The organism is Methanolobus bombayensis (assembly GCF_017873415.1).
GTDB lineage: Archaea > Halobacteriota > Methanosarcinia > Methanosarcinales > Methanosarcinaceae > Methanolobus > Methanolobus bombayensis.
In genome coordinates this window covers 232588-250443 of record NZ_JAGGKD010000005.1, presented here as the reverse complement: position 1 = coordinate 250443, position 17856 = coordinate 232588, and the positions used below count along the sequence as shown (strand labels likewise).

At 41.9% G+C, this 17856-nt stretch carries 17 protein-coding genes; 10 read left to right on the top strand and 7 right to left on the bottom strand.

Features of this window, described 5'->3' with window-relative positions; genetic code table 11:
- Positions 1-30 precede the first annotated feature (30 nt).
- The 6 genes from larC (at position 31) to J2746_RS08285 (ending at position 6247) form a co-directional block, all read left to right on the top strand.
- A complete protein-coding gene (gene larC, locus J2746_RS08310) occupies positions 31-1218 on the top strand; it encodes a nickel pincer cofactor biosynthesis protein LarC (protein WP_209619124.1) in 1188 nt (395 codons plus the stop codon).
- Positions 1219-1269: 51 nt separating this feature from the next.
- Positions 1270-2157 carry a serine/threonine-protein kinase RIO2 gene (locus tag J2746_RS08305; RefSeq protein ID WP_209618984.1) on the top strand — a complete coding sequence of 296 codons (888 nt, stop codon included), beginning with the start codon at positions 1270-1272 and terminating at the stop codon, positions 2155-2157.
- A 57-nt stretch (positions 2158-2214) separates the two neighbouring features.
- The gene (locus J2746_RS08300; protein ID WP_209618982.1) at positions 2215-4194 is read left to right on the top strand and encodes a DUF460 domain-containing protein; all 1980 of its coding nucleotides are present in this window, start codon (positions 2215-2217) and stop codon (positions 4192-4194) included.
- Positions 4191-4793: a molybdenum cofactor guanylyltransferase gene (gene mobA, locus J2746_RS08295; protein ID WP_209618980.1), complete on the top strand. Its 603-nt coding sequence runs from the start codon at positions 4191-4193 to the stop codon at positions 4791-4793. The genes J2746_RS08300 and mobA overlap by 4 nt, the downstream gene beginning before the upstream one ends.
- 28 nt (positions 4794-4821) lie before the next feature.
- Entirely contained in the window at positions 4822-5397 is a 576-nt protein-coding gene (locus J2746_RS08290) for a hypothetical protein (RefSeq protein WP_245250052.1), read from the top strand.
- A gap of 208 nt (positions 5398-5605) precedes the next feature.
- Positions 5606-6247, top strand: coding sequence for a tetratricopeptide repeat protein (locus tag J2746_RS08285; RefSeq protein ID WP_209618978.1), 642 nt, complete (start codon positions 5606-5608; stop codon positions 6245-6247).
- Positions 6248-6294: 47 nt separating this feature from the next.
- Here J2746_RS08285 and J2746_RS08280 read toward each other — a convergent pair whose 3' ends face one another.
- From J2746_RS08280 to J2746_RS08260, 5 genes are all read right to left on the bottom strand, one after another.
- On the bottom strand, positions 6295-7533 hold the full coding sequence (locus tag J2746_RS08280; RefSeq protein WP_209618976.1) for an MBL fold metallo-hydrolase: 1239 nt from the start codon (positions 7531-7533) through the stop codon (positions 6295-6297).
- 16 nt (positions 7534-7549) lie between these two features.
- Positions 7550-9793: a DNA topoisomerase I gene (locus J2746_RS08275; RefSeq protein ID WP_209618974.1), complete on the bottom strand. Its 2244-nt coding sequence runs from the start codon at positions 9791-9793 to the stop codon at positions 7550-7552.
- A 321-nt stretch (positions 9794-10114) separates the two neighbouring features.
- Positions 10115-10612, bottom strand: a complete 498-nt coding sequence (locus J2746_RS08270) for a ferritin-like domain-containing protein (protein ID WP_209618972.1) — start codon at positions 10610-10612, stop codon at positions 10115-10117.
- A 37-nt stretch (positions 10613-10649) separates the two neighbouring features.
- Positions 10650-11324, bottom strand: a complete 675-nt coding sequence (locus tag J2746_RS08265) for a peroxiredoxin (RefSeq protein ID WP_280921229.1) — start codon at positions 11322-11324, stop codon at positions 10650-10652.
- A 2-nt stretch (positions 11325-11326) separates the two neighbouring features.
- Positions 11327-11758, bottom strand: a complete 432-nt coding sequence (locus J2746_RS08260; RefSeq protein ID WP_245250051.1) for a Fur family transcriptional regulator — start codon at positions 11756-11758, stop codon at positions 11327-11329.
- A gap of 200 nt (positions 11759-11958) precedes the next feature.
- On the opposite strand from J2746_RS08260, the gene J2746_RS08255 reads away from it, so the two are divergent.
- Entirely contained in the window at positions 11959-12732 is a 774-nt protein-coding gene (locus J2746_RS08255) for an exodeoxyribonuclease III (protein ID WP_209618970.1), read from the top strand.
- A 36-nt stretch (positions 12733-12768) separates the two neighbouring features.
- Here J2746_RS08255 and J2746_RS08250 read toward each other — a convergent pair whose 3' ends face one another.
- The gene (locus tag J2746_RS08250) at positions 12769-13224 is read right to left on the bottom strand and encodes a TIGR00725 family protein (RefSeq protein WP_209618967.1); all 456 of its coding nucleotides are present in this window, start codon (positions 13222-13224) and stop codon (positions 12769-12771) included.
- Positions 13225-13240: 16 nt separating this feature from the next.
- Positions 13241-13762 carry a DUF367 family protein gene (locus tag J2746_RS08245; RefSeq protein ID WP_209618964.1) on the bottom strand — a complete coding sequence of 174 codons (522 nt, stop codon included), beginning with the start codon at positions 13760-13762 and terminating at the stop codon, positions 13241-13243.
- A gap of 179 nt (positions 13763-13941) precedes the next feature.
- Between J2746_RS08245 and minD the strand changes: the two genes are divergently transcribed.
- From minD to J2746_RS08230, 3 genes are read left to right on the top strand one after another with little or no spacing between them, the layout of a single operon-like run.
- Complete coding sequence (gene minD / locus J2746_RS08240; RefSeq protein WP_209618961.1) at positions 13942-14736, top strand: cell division ATPase MinD; 795 nt, start codon at positions 13942-13944, stop codon at positions 14734-14736.
- A gap of 56 nt (positions 14737-14792) precedes the next feature.
- Entirely contained in the window at positions 14793-16940 is a 2148-nt protein-coding gene (locus J2746_RS08235; protein WP_209618959.1) for a type II/IV secretion system ATPase subunit, read from the top strand.
- Entirely contained in the window at positions 16933-17856 is a 924-nt protein-coding gene (locus J2746_RS08230; protein ID WP_209618956.1) for a type II secretion system F family protein, read from the top strand. Before J2746_RS08235 ends, J2746_RS08230 begins: the two co-directional genes overlap by 8 nt.

The window sequence follows — 17856 nt, the reverse complement described above, 5'->3', positions numbered from 1 at the left end:
AATTTTAAATTATAATCTGGAATGAATAAAATGAAATCCCTTATATTCGATCCATTCTCCGGTGCTGCCGGTGATATGATACTCGGAAGTCTCATCGATCTTGGAGCGGATGCCACAAAGATACGTGAGATTATCGAATCTGCAGTTGATGTAACGGTATCTATTGACAGGGCTGATAAGAGAGGAATATCAGCTACCGATGTTAAGGTCAATGTAACACATAAGGAACATTCCAGACATTACACCGGACTTGTGGATATCATCAAGTCAGCAGGACTTCATCCACATATCGAAAAAAGTGTTCTTGATGTTTTTGCTATCATTGCAGAAGCCGAATCAAAAGTACACGGAGAATCTCCTGAAACAATTCATTTCCATGAAGTCGGACAGAATGATGCCCTTGCAGATGTTATCGGCTCCTGTGCAGCCATTCATGAGATTGGTGCCGAAGCGATATTCTGCACACCTGTCAACGTTGGCGGAGGAAAGGTAAAGGCTGCACACGGGCTTATGGCTGTTCCGGCACCTGCAACACTGGAGATTCTGCGTTCAGGAAATCTCTTATCTTATGGCTCCGGCAAGAGAGAACTTCTCACGCCAACAGGTGCCGCTCTGCTGTCATATTTTGCAAAACCCATTAATGATCTGCCAAAAGGAAAAATCCTTTCTATCGGATACGGTGCAGGCGATGCTGACACTGAAGACCCGAATGTCCTTAGAAGCATGCTTGTTGAGATGGACGATATCCTGACCAAAGACCAGATAGAAGTTCTGGAAACAAATGTTGACGATGTAACAGGTGAGGTTCTCGGAAACCTGTTTGATAAATTACTCGCAGCAGGTGCAAGGGATGTTGCCATAACTCCTACAATTATGAAGAAAGGCAGATCAGGCCATATAATCAAAGTTATCACAAAATCCCAGAACAGCGAACGTGTTGCCAGAGAGATGATGAAAGAAACCGGCACACTGGGAATTCGTGTGATTCCTACGGCTCACCGCTTTGTTGCTGACAGGAGAATGGATAGTGTTGACATTCATCTTAAGGGTGAGAATTTTACCAGTGCCGTGAAAATCGCACAGGATAAAACAGGCGAAGTGCTTCATATTTCTGCTGAGTATGAGGACTGCAGGAAGATTGCTGATAAGGTTGGACTGCCACTTAAAGAAGTGATTCGCAGGGTTGAGGAAGAGGCCTGGGGGAAGTTTGGATTATAGATTCAATCTAACCACAAACAATCTAAACCATCCCGGCAATTAGGAGTTCAGATGATAGACGACGTTGTGAAGTTATTCAGGGAACTGGACAGTAAAGACCTGCGTATACTTGCAGGTATTGAAATAGGCATGAAGCACTTTGAATGGGTGCCTGCTGAAGATATAATGAAATACACGCGCCTTTCACACTCAGATCTTGAGTTCAAACTTAAAAAACTCATCAGGAACAACATGGTAATCGGCACCAACCAGCCATACGAGGGTTACCAGATATACTTTGACGGCTACGATACACTTGCTCTTAACACATTGGTTAAAAGAGGGACGATCAGTGCCATTGGGGATGAGATTGGTGTCGGAAAGGAATCTGTGGTTCATGAGGCTGTCAAGGAACCTGAACTGGCATTTGGCGAAGCTCAGGGCGTCATTCTTAAGTTCCACAGGGAAGGCAGGACCAGTTTTAAGACCGTCAAAAGGACACGATCTCACCTTGAAGGGAAGGAACATTTTTCATGGATATATGCAGCAAGATTGGCTGCAAAAAGAGAGGCTGCCATTTTAAAAGAGCTCTATCCTGAAGTATCCGTTCCAAAACTTATAGACAACAACCGTCATGCGCTTGTAATGGATGTGGCAAAGGGAACACTCCTCTACAAAACAAAACTTGAAGACCCGGAGTGGTTCCTTAATGAGATTCTAACGCAGATAGCTCTTGTCTATGAAAAAGGGTACATTCATTCAGACCTCAGTGAGTACAATATCTTTGTGAACGAGAGAGGAGTTCAGTTCATTGACTGGCCACAGTATGTTGAGATAAGTCATCCACATGCTGAGGAACTGCTTGAAAGAGATGTATCCAATGTCCTGAAACACTTCAAGCGAAAATACAGGATAGACAGAGATTCCCGGGAGATAGTGTCAGAGATAATACAGAGCTGAAGCTGGAAACTGTCAGTGGTCATTGATATATCTTAGTAGTAACATAAATTAGATTGTATGCAAAACGGGGTTATATACGGCATTGACATAGCAAAGGGATCAGCCAGAGCGCAGGAAGCTCCCCGATATGCCGTTGCCGTGCTAAGGGACGGAGAAATCAGTCATTACACCATGGTCAGACTTCACAGGATACTGCGCATGCTGAACAAGGACCGGCCGGATTACATTGCAGTTGACAACATTTTTGAGCTTGCACCGAACAAAAAAGGTCTTATTCGTTTTCTTGAAAAGCTCCCTGACAACACCAGACTTGTACAGGTTACCGGAGGAATTCACCAGAAACCTCTGCTCAGACTAGCTAAGGAACATGGACTTTCAATTAATCAGTTCGATCCTGTCCAGGAAGCGGAGGCCTGTGCCATACTTGCAAGCCTTGGGGTTGGAGAAGAAGTTTCTCTTTTTGAGGATATTACACGCATCAAGGTTAGCCGTGCACGTTCCCTTGGAAGAGGCGGATGGAGCCAGAACCGCTATCGTAGGAAAGTTCACGGTGCGGTCAAAGAAAAAAGCAGGGAAATAGAGAGCATCCTGCGTAAATTCTCCAGAGATACCGGATACAGATATACCGAGCACATTACCGAAGGTTTCGGCGGTTACGTAAGGTCGGAATTCACAGTAAAAGCACGTCGGGACAGAGTTCCTGTAAAACCGTCTTCAAATGCTGATGTGCAGGTTACTGTTAAAAGTGTGGAACGGGACAAGATACAATATCTGCCCCTGAAAAAAGCCGGAAGGAAATACACCATAGTAGGTATCGATCCTGGAACAACTGTAGGAATTGCAATCCTTTCGCTTGATGGAGAACTTCTGCTCTCGGAAAGCATTCGCGGGATTTCACACGACGAAGTTGTCAGAATGATATCCGAATACGGAAAACCTGCAATTGTTGCCACAGATGTTTACCCCACACCTTCTGCAGTAGAAAAGATACGCCGCAGTTTCAACGCGGTTATATGGAGTCCCGGCGGTGAGATAAGAGCAGAGGAAAAGATAGCTCTTGCACGCACATTCGGCTATTCCAACGACCATGAGCGCGATTCACTTACAGCAGCCCTTGCAACATATAAATCCTACAAGAATGTCTTTTCCAGAGTAGAAAAAAGAACACCTAAATACCTCAATACGGACAGCATCAAATTCCATGTAATTAATGGAGATTCCATTGAGGAAGCCATCGAGAAAGTAGCTTCTGAGTCAAAGATACAGGTCCTTGTCAAACCGGAACCAGAGCCTGCCAAAGAAGAACTTACAGAAACTGATGAACTGGTAAAGAAACTACGTGAGGAACTCCGGCAAAAGAATGCCCAGATCAAACAGCTCAAAGATTATGTATCAGAATTGAAATATGAAGCAGGGCAGAAGGATAAAAATATAGAGAAACTTGAGATGCGTATCAACAAAACTAAGAATTCTATCTACAAACAGGTGAAAAGGGAAAGAGAGATACAGATCAGGGATAACGAGATAAATCGCCTGAATAAAGAACTTGCAAAAAGCAGGAAGAATCTCAAGAACCAGCGCAGGCAGAACAAGCGCCTGAAACAGATACGCAAAAAAGAAGTGAAAGGCGAAGGCATGCCTGTAAAAGTGATATCTGCCTTTACAAAAGAAGCAATACAGCACACAAGAGAACTTTATGGGATCAAGGAGAATGATGTGGTGTTCCTGAAAGATCCAAGTGGAGGCGGGCCTGTTACTGCATCACTGTTGTCAGAATCAAAAGTTAAAGCTGTTTTGATATCCGAAGATATGCCGCATGCTGCGCTGGAAGCGTTTTATGATAACGAGATCCCGGTGTTGAAAGACGTTAGAGTTCACCGTGTTGGAGACCTGGCATCAGTTGATCCTGATATGCTGGATGAATCCATCAAAAAATGGAAAGAAAAAGCTGAAGAGCGTCTCCGGGAAAAAGAGCAGGAGCAGTTCCAGTCAATTCTTGAGGAATACAGAAGTGAGCGCAGGAGAGGACTTGTATGATAAAGCGTTCATCACTCCTGCTTGCTGGAGGACTGGGTACCCGGATGAATGGCAGGGAAAAAGCCCTTATGATGTTTGAAAATAATACACTTCTGGAGCGTTCATTATCTGTTCTGGATGATGTTTCCGATGAAGTGATAATATCCCTGAGAGATGAAGAACAGGTTCATGAATTCTCTTCCTATCTTCACAACAGAAAAGTGGTAACCGACAGGATAAAAAATACCGGTCCTCTTGCAGGGATGCTTTCCGGTTTTGAGAGAGCTTACGGAGAATATGTTTTTACTGTTGCATGTGACATGCCATATCTTAACAGGGCGCTTATTGATATGATGTTCAACATGGTCGGGGAACATGATGCACTGATACCGATAAGCGAGTATGGTACAAAAGAACCGTTACATGCAGTTTATAAAAGAGACACCATGCTTGAAGCAATAGAAAATGCTCTTAATGAGGGCAACAGAAGTATTCTTTCTCCGGTATCTTTTCTGGATAATGTTATCTATCTGGAATCCGAAATTATCAGGACAATAGACCAAGATTTTAAGAGTTTTGTTAACATTAATACACCATCAGATATGCTGAAGCTGGAATAATACCATAAAGAAACTAATTAGTGGCAATATGCATGTTATGCCGGCAGGATGTGTCAGAATGATAGACAATGGAATCGTTATCGAAAAAGCCATCTGGAAAATTGCCGAGGAATATGATTTTGATGTGAGAACAGTAGAAGATGCCATCAAAAAATCTGAAGTTCCACCTGACCTTGAAAAACTTGTCAGTGAAGGAATTTTCTGCTTTAGGGGACCGAATGACAATGTAAAGTATGACAATGCTGCTCTTTGTCTGTCATGCAAGATTCTTGCAAATTCAGGTGTTGCAAAAATACTACTACCTATTATCTGTGAGCGCATACGCAATTGGGACCATGAAGATATCACTGTTCTATTATCAGATCTGAAAAAAGTTATCGCTATCATGGAATTGAATCCTGACGAGTATCCGGGTCTGCAGGAATGTAGCATCAAACCAGAGGAATTGCCATCTGAACAAATTCCTGAGGATGTGAAAGAAAAATTTCATGTATGGTCAATGGACAAAAAGGGCATGTGTCTTGTGGGAATTGATGCGAACAAGTTGATGCATATTGATGAAATTCGCAATGCTCCAGTTGATATATGTGTCAACCAAACATAGGAATAAACTAATCACAGTTTGTATTTTATGGTCATATTAAATTATATTTTTTATTGATTATGTAATATATTCATAACTAGATTCCGAATAATTTCGATAACTTAATTAATATGTTATGTACATTAAGGAAAAGTAAAAAGTGAATATAGATTGACGCAAATGTGATATCATTTCAGGATATTACATTATTCTGGAGTTGGTTGGTTGAATGGATTCTGATACGCCGGAGGAATGGTTCAAATTAGCATTTGAAGCAGAAGATCCGGAAGAAAAAATAGAATATTTTTCACTTATACTTGAATATGAAGATCTGGACCCTGAGCTATGGAGTAATGAAGCACTCGCATTGGTCTGGAATAACAAAGGAATAGCACTTTCTTTTCTTGGAATGGATGACGAAGCTCTTGAATGCTTCAAAAGGTCTGTTCGCCTTAATAAAAAAGATGTCGATGTCTGGTGTAACATGGGAGCTATCCTTTTTAAAATCGGCAACTGTGAAGCTGCAATTAAATGTTATAACCGAATACTCAAAATAGATCCATCAAATGAGAATGCCTGGGTAAACAAAGGAGACATTCTCGGAGTAATGGGTAAGCACAATGAAGCAATTAAATGTTATAGTAAGGTCCACAAGGAGATCGAACTTGACAACAAGTTTGCCGTTGTGTGGAATAAAAAAGGTCTTGCTTATTTTGGTCTTGGGAAATATGAAGATGCTGTCGAGTGTTTCAACAGGGTACTTAAAATAGACCCTGAACACATTGATGCAATAGAGAACCTGAAAGCTGCAATGTCAAAAGCAAAAAAGATGAATGAAGACATTAGCTGTTCAGATCCCTCATGCCTGTAAAAAACAAGAGATTACAGAAATTGCAACACTTATACAAAATTTGATTCTTATACGCTAAACCGTTCTCCTATCTCAGGAGCAAAAGCTTTCACACCGACCTCTTCATTGATCCAGTCAGCAAATCCTTCACAGTTGTCACCATGCATTGTGAACACATGCTCAGTTCCCCTGTCACAGAAATCCTTAACCATTTCCTTAAGTTCTTTGTCGCCTGAATGAGCAGAGAAATCATATTGCTCGATCTTCGGTTTCAGGTGCTGGATAACCCCATCATTTTCAATTATACCGTTATCCATAGCCATCCTGCCATTTGTACCCTCGACCTGGTAACCTGTAAGTATAATCTTGGATTTCGGGTCTTTGAATTTCTTGCTGATATAATACAATACAGGACCACCGTTCAGCATACCTGCCGTTGTAACAATAACAGATGATTCCAGACGTACTGAGTCACGTTTTCTTCCTTTTACTGCAATGGAATTATCAAATGCCCTTTTAAGATGAGTAGGGTTTCGGATATATTCCGGATGTTTTGTCATCAGTTTGTATGCCCTGACTCCCATCCCATCCACGTAAGCCCTGATACCATGTGCATCCAGCAGCATTAGTATCTCCTGCGTCCTGCCGATGGCAAATGCAGGAACAATAACAGTTCCACCTATATCCAGAGTATCCATTACGGAATCTATGAACTGGTTTTCAACTTCCTTTCGGGGCGGATGTTCATCTCCGAAATATGTGCTTTCAGTAATAAGTATGTCAGAATCAGGAAAATCAACAGCTCCCGGGACAAGTCTTGTGTCGGCTGTATTGATGTCACCGGTATAGAACAGGCTTCTGTTATCTTTGTCTGTCAGATGTATCGAAGAAGCACCGGGTATGTGTCCTGCATCAAGGAATTCGACATCATATCCATGAGTATGAAATGGAACACCGGTATCAATTTGTTTAGTGTTATGAGCAAACTTTGAAAGCTCAATGGAATCATATGCAGGCATCTCGCCTTCCCTTTCAGCGATCCTGAGAGTATCCTGTGCAAGCATATGTGAAAGATCAAAAGTAGGTGGAGTCATGAAAACATCGGGTTCAAGGTCCATAAGATTTGGAACAGCACCTGAATGGTCAATATGCGCGTGTGAAACAAGAATTGCCTGCGGCCTGGACCCGTTCACAGGATACTTAATATGTTCTCCCGGAGAAACTCCGTAATCCATCATGACCTTTTCGTCCACAAGGACGGCCGATCTTCCGACCTCCCTGCACGCACCCTTAAATTCCAGTTCCATGTTAAACCCGTTCCCATTAGAAAATATCAGATTGCCACGTCTTTATTTTCTTGACAGGTATACTTGTAACTTTTGCAAGTTCCAGGGCATCAGCTTCACATAACTCATCCACACTGCAAATACCTGCATCCACTAGTTTCTCTTCGGTGACCTTACCAATGCCCGAGATATCTTTGAGTGCCTTTGGCTTTTCCTTATCAGGAGATTCTTCCTTTTGTTTTTTCTTCTCTTCTTCCTGTGTTTTCTGCCATTCAAGGAAGTTACACTCAGGACATCCAAGGTTCCATGGTCTTTTACCTGCATTGATAATACGTATATGGTAAAGACCATGATCCTCGCACATTTTATCCGTTACAATTACCTGGCCGGACCTTGGAAGAGGGAGGGAGAAATTACAATCAGGATAGCCCTCGCATCCGATGAAACGGCCACCGCGCTTTGATCTCATTACCATAAGATTGGAACCACATTCCGAACACTCGCCTATTATCTTGTCCTCACGCAGACCTGCGCGCAGAGACTCACTGATATCATCCTTGTTCTTTTCAAGATCAGTAAATACCCCTTCAAGCATTTCCCTGGATTCGTTCAGAACCTCATCTTCCGGAATCTCACCTTCTGCGATCCTGTCCATATCAGCTTCAAGTTTACTGGTCATATCCGGTTTGGAAATAGTAGGTGCGAACTTTTCAAGTGCGTCTACAACCGCAACGGCAGTTTTAGTAGGTTGCAGTGGGTTTCCATGTACATAAGCCCTTGAGTAAAGTTTACTGATAATATCATGACGGGTAGCTTTTGTTCCAAGTCCCATTTCTTCCATTATTCTGATAAGCCTTCCCTGTCCGTATCTTCCTGGTGGTTGTGTTTCTTTTGCCTCAACATCAATCTTTAATACGGAGTGAACATCCCCTTCTTCCATTTTTGGAAGCAGTCTGTCCTCAGGTGCATTATAATGATAGTACCATCTCCAGCCAGGTTCCACAAGTCTTGCACCGTTTGCTTTGAATTCCTCAGCCTCAATATCATACTTTGACCTGATAGTCTCCCATATTGCAGGGTCTGCGAAGGTTGCAAAGAAACGTCTGACAACCATTTCATAAAGTTTCCATTCCTGCTCGTTCATTTCGGATTTTTTGGCAAGTGATGCAGGGAAAATTGGTGGGTGATCAGTTGTTTCTTTCTTACCCCTGGTAGGTACAAGCTCTTTCTTTTCAAGCAGCTTGAGAGCATACTGTTTGAAAGCTCCGGTCTTGAAAATCTCAATCTGTGCCCTGAGATCAAGCGTATCCGGATAGACTGTGTTGTCAGTTCTTGGATATGAGATGAAACCGTTAGTGTAAAGTGATTCAGCTATTCTCATTGCGTTTGCTGCTGTAAAGCCAATGGAACTTGCTGCACTGATAAATTCAGTTGTATTGAAAGGAGTAGGAGGTTTGTCTGTTTTTTTAGATGTTTTAAGTTCTGTTACCCGAGCATCGTCTCCAATGGATATCTTTTCCATTGCCGCATCAACCTCTGCTTTATCCCAGAACCTTTTGGTGCGGTGTTCGACCTTGAACTCCTCTCCGCTTTGGCTCTTAAGCATGGCTGAGAGTTCCCAATATGGTTTTGGAATAAAAGCCTCTCTTTCCTTTTCGCGCTCAACGATAAGTGAAAGCGTGGGCGACTGAACCCTACCTACTGACAGGAACATCTTTCCCAGACGACCGGCTGCAAGTGAAATATAACGGGTGAGCGATGCACCCCATACAAGGTCAATGACCTGGCGGGAATGTCCTGCATCTGCAAGGTTGAAATCCACATTTGTCGGGTTCGAGAATGCAGTATCAATGGCTTTAGGAGTAATTGCACTGTAATGTACACGTTCAAATATAATATCAGCATTTACGCCTTTGATAATGTCAAGAGCCTCAACACCAATAAGTTCTCCTTCCCTGTCATAGTCAGTAGCAATCGTGACTTTTGTAGCTTCTTTTCCCAGCTTCTTAAGTGCGGATACGATCTTTACCTGGGTTGAAGCTGTGATTATTTCTGCCCCGATAAGTTCACTTGCCTCTACCTTTTGCCAGTTGTTATATGCCTTAGGGAAATCCAGTTTCACAATATGCCCGCTAAGGCCTATGAATACCTTTCTCTCCCCCTCAGATTCATATTCGTAAGTGTCTACACCACTTACACGAACCTGTTTTACCTTTTTAGGTGCCAGAATTGCAGCTATTCTTTTTGCTGCAATATGTTTTTCTGCTATGATGAGATGCATGTTATCTCCGTAGATCTTGAAATAGTGTGATAAACAAAATGATTAAATGTTCATTTGATCCGATACTTTCGATAGAAAATCTTTATTTTTACAGTGTTATTTAATGATTAAATCTAACAAACATTCTTCTAAATATATCTATCGCAAATGAATTACAAATCAAACAGAGATCATTTTTGAGAAAACAGCATCAAGTGGCAATATAAAGCGAAAACAGCCATGCGCACTGGCGCACAGTAAAATAAAAACAAAATAGATGATGCATTCCCCGTCCATTTCAAATGAACAGGAAATGCCAAATCCTTCTAATCCGTATGAAGATTAGTCTTTCCTCTGCATAAGTTCGATATCTTCCATGACAGCCTGCAGATCGTCCTCGTGCTCGATCTCATCGGTGAGTATCTGTAACACGATCTCGTAGGTCACAGGGTCCTTGTCCTTTACTTTGTCAAGGATTGTGCTGTAAACCTGAATAGCACACTGTTCTCCCTTGATGTTCTGCTCAAGGATCTTCTTTACAAATGGATCCTCCGGAGCTTCATATCCACAGTTTGTTATCTTATCCCATTCCTGCGGGGAGAGTACAGGTGTTCCGCCAAGCTGTAAGATCCTGTTGGAAACCATGTCTGCATGGCGCAGTTCATCGTTTGCGTGCTCAATGAGTTCAGCTGCTGCAGCTTCTCTCATCGGACCTTTGATTACTTTTGCACCGACCCAGTACTGATAGTATGCAAGCCATTCGTCTGCAAGGGCCTTGTTCAGTAACTCAATCAACTCATTTACATCTAATCCAAGAATTTCTACACCTTTTGTTCCCATGATAGGTCACCTCTGGAATATATCGTTTCGTACGTATTTAAGACTGTTTCCTCAGGCACATGAACCAGTCAAGGCAATACTTGCCTTCTTCTTCGGTCTCGACCCTTTCCTTTGCAGTTCCGCATGAACCTGGTGGTGGGATGATCACGTCATCTCCTGGCTGCCAGTTTGCAGGTGTTGCGATGTTCTCTGCATCAGACTTCTGCATTGCAAGTATAATTCTCTTGATCTCGTCCATGTTCCTTCCGTTGGACAGTGGATAATAGAGGATTGCTCTTACCGTTGCCTTGGGATCCATGATGAAAACTGCCCTTACAGCCTGTGTTGTGGAAGCATTTGGCTGTACCATTCCGAACTTCTTTGCAACCTCCATCTTAAGATCTTCAATAACAGGGAATGTTACTTCGACATCCTTCATGCCCTTGTATTCGATCTTCTCTTTGATTGTGCGCAGCCATGCAATGTGGGCATAGATACTGTCAATGGACAGTCCGATAAGTTCTGTGTTCAGTTCCCTGAATTCTTCCTGCATGGTTGCGAATGTCATAAATTCAGTTGTACATACAGGTGTAAAGTCTGCGGGGTGACTGAACAAAATTACCCACTTGCCCTTGTAATCTTTAGGGAAATTAATTTCTCCGTTAGTTGTCACTGCTTTAAAGCTTGGTGCTGCGTCTCCGATAAGTGGCATTGTTACTATTTCTTCTTCCATAATTACTCCATCTCCATACATTTCTTACAAATTCCGTAAAAGTTAGTGTCTGCTGATTCTATTTTGAAGTCATCTATCTGTTCTGCTATTTTCATAGCGTAATCGCTAAGCTCTTCTGATTCATAGTCTGCTATTTCTCCACACTCGAGGCATATTGTGTGATGATGAGGTATCAGATTGGATTCAAACCTTGAAACCCCCTTTACATTCACCTCCTTTATCAATCCCTTTTCAGCAAGGAATTTCAGGTTGTTGTAAACCGTAGCCTTGCTGATGCGGGTCAGTTTTTGCCTTACTCCCTCATAGACATCATCTACAGTTGGATGACCATCAAATTCCTTGAGGAATTCCAGGATCTCAATCCGCTGGTTTGTATATTTGATGTCTGGTTTTTTCATGTTTGAACACTCTTCGCTTTTTCTTGTTCTTAACATATCCAATGTAAGAACAAACACTAAATAATAATTATTATTATTTAAGCTTTTTTCTCATTTAGCATTTAGAACTATTTAGAACTATATATTACACATATGCAATGCACAAAAACCGGTTCAGCAAACAGAAACACATGTTTTTGAGCAAGCTACTTAACAGATAAGTTAGCAAATAATATCAAAAATCCCGGAGAAATAAAATGAGTAAGATCAGGATAATTTCATGGAATGTAAATGGCATACGAGCGGTTCATAAAAAGGGTTTTCTTGACTGGTTCAATGAAGAAAAGCCTGACATACTCTGCATCCAGGAAACAAAAGCACGCAGGGAACAACTTCCTGCAGGACTTCTTGAAACTGGCGGATATTACAACTACTTTGCATCTGCTGAAAAAAAAGGATATAGTGGTGTTGCACTATACACTAAAAAAGAGCCAGAGGATATAAAGTGCGGTTTCGGAATAGAAAAATTTGACAGTGAAGGACGCACACAAATAGCTGACTTCGGAGATTTCGTACTCTTTAACATTTACTTCCCAAATGGAAAAGCATCATCTGAAAGACTGGACTATAAGATGGAATTCTACGATGCTTTCCTTGAATATGCTAACACCCTCAAATCCAGAGGCAAGAAAATAATCGTCTGTGGTGACGTGAATACCGCACACAAGGAAATCGACCTTGCAAGACCAAAAGAGAATGAAAAGATATCAGGTTTCCTTCCTCAGGAACGCGCGTGGATTGACAAACTTCTTGACAACGGGTATGTAGACACTTTCAGGATTTTCAATGAAGAACCTGAGAACTACACCTGGTGGAGTATGAGGACAAGAGCAAGGGAAAGAAATGTTGGCTGGAGAATTGACTATTTCTTTGCTAGTGAGAATATCAAAGACAACGTCAAAGATTCATTCATACTTCCGGACGTAATGGGCTCTGATCATTGCCCGATAGGAATTGATCTTGAGATCTGATCGTAATTCCAAAATCAGAGGAAAAAATAATCAGGATTATGATTTGCTGATGCCGTTCAGGACAATCCTGACCGCATCTTTTGGATCTTTTGCTTTGAGTGTGCCTTCAATCTCCCATTTAGAATTAAGAGTTGCAACTGTTTTTCCCATTTTAAGTGAATGAGCAATCTCTGAAAGCGTACCATATTCACCACCAACAGCGATCAGCGCATCTGACGAACGTGCGATTATCACATTGCGGGCATGCCCCATTTCAGTTACGATCCCAATGTCCATGTAATTATTTGAATCACTGCGCCTGTCACCAGGGAGAATACCAACTGTTGTACCTCCCTCATTTTTAGCACCTTTTGCTGATGCCTCCATTACTCCTCCGAGTCCGCCACAAAGAAGTATTGCTCCATTTCTGGCAATTTCAGCACCAACTTCTTCAGCAATCTTTTTCAATGCCCCGTCACATGAACCTGCCCCAATAACTCCTATTTGAATCATATAATCACATCCGGTATTACATATATTCGCTCTGTATCCTTAAAATATCCTTACTGTCCTTTGCTCCTGAATATTCTTCAAGTGGCTCATGGTTGAGCTCAAGGAACGTGTGTCCCCAGTTGAACTTTGACATTATATGTTCAGCCTGCTCCTTGTTACCAAGAATGTAAAGTGCAGCAGCAAATGCTTCCACTGAGGTCAGTTTGAATGGTCTTCCAAAATTAACCGGATTTGCAGCCACAAGATAGGGCAGTGCCCGATGTTGCAGTCTCATTTTAAGGAGATGAGGGAACACTCTTTCGACTTCCTCCCATGAACAATCGAGTACTGTTATGCCTTTTTTAACATTGTCTTCCGGTGAGAGAGCCTTTTCTGCCATAGGATCAAGTAATATTGACCCTGATGGGATTTTTCCGATTTTTTCAGAAAGATCCACAAGTCCGAATTTAGCCATTTTCTTGCCAGTACATTTCCTGGGATCACACTGTTTTGCATGATACAGGAAAAGTCTGATGTCATTTTTTTCAGATTTGGACATATGGGAAAATGAGTCATGATTCTATAAATTATTGTTCTGTGAACAATTTTACAACAAATAATATAGATATGTATTTATATTTATAAGTAGTATTTAGTCGTGATTATATAATGTTACATTAACCAGACCGATCTACACTTGAAAGGTACATCAATTGGGATCATTAACAGAGGCATTTTATGACAGCAACAATTTTTACAATCGTCTCAGGGAAGGGTGGTGCAGGCACCAGTATGGCTGCTATAAATCTTGGTGCCGCTCTGGCAGGGTTTGCAAAGAAAACTCTACTCATCGATGTTGATATAGGAATGCCCACCATAGGGCTGATGTTGGGACTCGAAACTTCAAAAGCAAGTATTCATGAAGTACTTGCAGGCAGCGCAGAGCTTAAAGAGGCCATTTATGACGGACCAAACAACATGCACATTCTCCCGGGAAGCATTTCACTTCAGGGTTTTGTAAATGCGAACATGGACATTATCGGCGATATCCTTGAGAGTGTCAAAGAAAAATACGATTATATTATACTGGACTCCCCCACCGGGATCAGCAAGAATTCACTTTTAGCAATATCACTTGCAGATGAGATAATCCAGGTCGTTAATCCGGACATACTATCACTTGCCGGTGCAATGAAGATCAAGGTAGTTTCCGACAATATGGGAAAACAGTTCAGAGGTGTATTGCTGAACAGGACCGAAGTTACCCAGAACGAACTTAGTGCTGAGCGAGTAGAAACAACTCTTGGGCTTAAGATACTGGCAACTATGAATGAAGAGAAGAACGTAAAAAATTCACTGGCTTTCAAGGCACCGGTGGTTATCAAGTATCCTGCTTCACAGGTTTCTGGAAACTTCAACCGTCTGGCAGCTGAAATCGCAGGTATCAAAGTACCAGAGGAAGAAATGGTCATAAAAGCACCTGAAAAGAAAAAGAAAGCAAGAAAGTTCTCCCTTGCAAAGAACAGGAACTGATCCGGGTGTAATTATGAAAAAAATGCCTGAAACATTATATCTGGAATATAACCTGAATGGCCACGATTACCGGGGATGGTGATTTGAGTACAAATAATGATCCAGAGGATCTGACTGAGAAAAAAGATGATGCGGATGAAATTCATTCATCTGTGCCGGAGGAAAATGTCATCATACTGGATGATACTCCCATCGAAGTACCTGCAGAGGATCTGATAACTGAAGGCAATTTAGCAGAATCAGACGAAGAGACTGAAATTACTGAAATCAGAGAGAGTTCTTTTGTCAGGGAATCAGGAGATGAAATCTATGATGCTCCAGACATAGCAATTCAGGAAATAAGCACAGACCATGAGACAGATTATGAAGAAAATGCCGACAATATTCTGGAAGTTGACGATGACAGTGTGATCGGAGAGCTTGCGGACCTGATACTGCCTGATGCCGAACCAGTAAGTATCGATAGTCTGAAAAGCAAGATAGATGATGTTTATGTTCCTTCATACAGAGATGGCATTGAGGAAGAGAAGGATTCTTTCTGGAAGGATACTGTTTCCGATATATTTAGTGAAGAAGCTGTTGAAGAAGAATTATTTGAAGAAGAGAAAAAAGGTTCTTCGATAATTGATCGTATCAGCAAGTTATTCTCATCTAATAAATCCCTCATGGAACCATATAATGTTGTGGAGCATGGACCAATAGTAGACCTTACAATGCCTGCAGACAGTCCTTTCAGAGAAGTGGAACTGTATGAGGTTAATCCCCTCTATGCTTATGTGAGAATAGCATACGACCCGGAATCACATGAGTACCAGTATCAGGCAATAGAACCCTTACTTACGGAAAAGGAACAGGAACTCCTTGATACAATAAAACTGAAGTTTGTGGAAACACTTGATGTAAATCTTAAGGAAATATCCCGCAGGAATGCAGAGGATTACCTGAAAGAAAATGTAGTCAAATACCTGCAGGAATTCAAAATTGATATTTCCCCGAGAAAACGTGAGAGAATATTATACCACATCGTCCGTGACTATGTAGGATACGGGGAGATCGATGTGTTAATGAGAGATCCGTATCTTGAAGATATTTCCTGTGACGGACCTAACACTCCTGTATATATCTATCATAAAGAATACAACTCAATCCCAAGTGACATTGAATTCCCTTCTGATGAGGTACTGGATTCATTTGCTATCAGAATTGCACAGATATGCGGAAGACACATCTCTATTGCAAAGCCGCTGCTGGATGCAACAATGCCGGATGGATCACGTATCCAGATGACCCTTGGACGTGAGATCACAACCAGAGGAAGTACTTTTACTATCAGAAGATTCAAGGATAATCCGATAACTCCCGCAAACCTGATAGAGTTCCATACATTCTCAACAGCCATGATGGCTTATATGTGGCTTGCTGTGGATTCAAGTAAAAGTCTTATCTTTGCCGGAGGTACCGCATCCGGTAAAACAACAGCCATGAATGCTGTCTCACTTTTCATCCAGCCGGAAATGAAAATCGTTTCCATTGAAGATACAAGAGAACTGAACCTTTCACATCCGAACTGGATCCCTGGCGTTACAAGACAGGCATTTGCAGGAGAGGACAAAGGTTCCATTGAAATGTATGAACTTCTCAGGGCGTCCCTGAGACAAAGGCCCGAATATATCCTTGTGGGTGAGGTTCGAGGAGCTGAAGCATATGTACTGTTCCAGGCAATGTCCACAGGACACACAACATTCTCAACAATGCACGCAGATTCAGTGCAATCTGTAGTACACAGACTGGAAAACCCACCAATCAATGTACCAAGGATAATGATACAGGCACTCGATCTTGTGGCTATCCAGGTACAGGTCAAGGTTGATGGAGAACGTGTCAGAAGGTGCAAGAGTCTTACTGAGATAGTAGGTGTTGACCCGAGAACAGGTGAATTGCTTACAAATGATGTTTTCGTATGGGATGCAGCCCGTGACATGTTCCAGTACTCCGGACGTTCTTACATTATTGAAAGTGTTATGGAAAACCGCGGATGGACTGAAGAGAAAGTCCGTGATGAACTCAAACGACGACAGGACATATTGGAATGGGCCCGTGACAAGAACATCACTCACTTCAGAGACTTTGCAAAGATAGTTGTGGGCTATAACCGTGAACCGGAAATGATAATGAAACTCGTAAGGCAGGAATTGTATGGCTAATCCGTATTTTGTCTTTGCTTACAACCTTTTTGGAAAATACTATGAGAAAAAGAGGGTTGAGTTCTTCGGCCTTCGTCATAGTTTACTTAAGAACAGAGTAGACATGGCCTTTGATGTCTACATGTCCGGTGCACTCCTGAGTGCTATACTGAGTGCATTTATAGCCTTGATTGGTGTTTCTTTCCTGTTTATTGTCTTTGGGGTTCCAGAGGTCAGTCCTACAAGGATTATGTTTCCCGGATGGATGGCACCATATCTCCAGTACAAATCTATTGTTCTTGGAATATTTTTTGGGATTGCCTTCACAGTCCTTGTCTTCGTGGTAATTTATAAGCTATTCCTGGTTTATCCTTCAATCATGGCAGGGGACAGGAAAAGAAGAATTGACAGTATGCTTCCATATGCTGTTAACTATATGTCAGCCATGTCAGGTGCAGGAGTTCTTCCTGTAGACCTTTTCAGATCACTTGCAAACAATGACATTTACGGTGAGATGTCAGTAGAATGCAGGTATCTGGTACGTGACCTGGAAATACTTGGTCATGATCTTGTGACCGCCATGAAGAACCTTTCTGTTACAACACCATCAACGGCATTGCAGGATTTCCTGCAGGGTGCGATCACCGTAGTAACTTCCGGTGGCCAGCTTGAACCTTATTTCGAAATAAAGACTGAACAATATATTCTGGAAAACCGACAGAACCAGAAGGAATTCCTGGAAACCCTTGGTCTTCTGGGGGAGACATATGTAACGGCTTTTGTTGCCGGTCCTTTGTTCCTGGTAGTTGTAATATCTATTATGTCGATAATGGGAAATGCACAACTTGTATTCCTTTATGTGATAATCTACGCACTGATACCTATTGGCAGTATCATGTACGTTATTCTTATCAGTACCCTAACTCCGGAGGCCTAA

Coding starts and splice junctions, on each gene's coding strand:
- J2746_RS08285 (WP_209618978.1), top strand. CDS start 5,606: ATGGATTCTGATACGCCGGAGGAATGGTTCAAATTAGCATTTGAAGCA.
- mobA (WP_209618980.1), top strand. CDS start 4,191: ATGATAAAGCGTTCATCACTCCTGCTTGCTGGAGGACTGGGTACCCGG.
- J2746_RS08250 (WP_209618967.1), bottom strand. CDS start 13,224: ATGATTCAAATAGGAGTTATTGGGGCAGGTTCATGTGACGGGGCATTG.
- J2746_RS08255 (WP_209618970.1), top strand. CDS start 11,959: ATGAGTAAGATCAGGATAATTTCATGGAATGTAAATGGCATACGAGCG.
- J2746_RS08245 (WP_209618964.1), bottom strand. CDS start 13,762: ATGTCCAAATCTGAAAAAAATGACATCAGACTTTTCCTGTATCATGCA.
- J2746_RS08235 (WP_209618959.1), top strand. CDS start 14,793: ATGGCCACGATTACCGGGGATGGTGATTTGAGTACAAATAATGATCCA.
- J2746_RS08230 (WP_209618956.1), top strand. CDS start 16,933: ATGGCTAATCCGTATTTTGTCTTTGCTTACAACCTTTTTGGAAAATAC.
- J2746_RS08300 (WP_209618982.1), top strand. CDS start 2,215: ATGCAAAACGGGGTTATATACGGCATTGACATAGCAAAGGGATCAGCC.
- J2746_RS08260 (WP_245250051.1), bottom strand. CDS start 11,758: ATGTTAAGAACAAGAAAAAGCGAAGAGTGTTCAAACATGAAAAAACCA.
- J2746_RS08305 (WP_209618984.1), top strand. CDS start 1,270: ATGATAGACGACGTTGTGAAGTTATTCAGGGAACTGGACAGTAAAGAC.
- larC (WP_209619124.1), top strand. CDS start 31: ATGAAATCCCTTATATTCGATCCATTCTCCGGTGCTGCCGGTGATATG.
- J2746_RS08265 (WP_280921229.1), bottom strand. CDS start 11,324: ATGGAAGAAGAAATAGTAACAATGCCACTTATCGGAGACGCAGCACCA.
- J2746_RS08275 (WP_209618974.1), bottom strand. CDS start 9,793: ATGCATCTCATCATAGCAGAAAAACATATTGCAGCAAAAAGAATAGCT.
- J2746_RS08280 (WP_209618976.1), bottom strand. CDS start 7,533: ATGGAACTGGAATTTAAGGGTGCGTGCAGGGAGGTCGGAAGATCGGCC.
- J2746_RS08290 (WP_245250052.1), top strand. CDS start 4,822: ATGCATGTTATGCCGGCAGGATGTGTCAGAATGATAGACAATGGAATC.
- minD (WP_209618961.1), top strand. CDS start 13,942: ATGACAGCAACAATTTTTACAATCGTCTCAGGGAAGGGTGGTGCAGGC.
- J2746_RS08270 (WP_209618972.1), bottom strand. CDS start 10,612: ATGGGAACAAAAGGTGTAGAAATTCTTGGATTAGATGTAAATGAGTTG.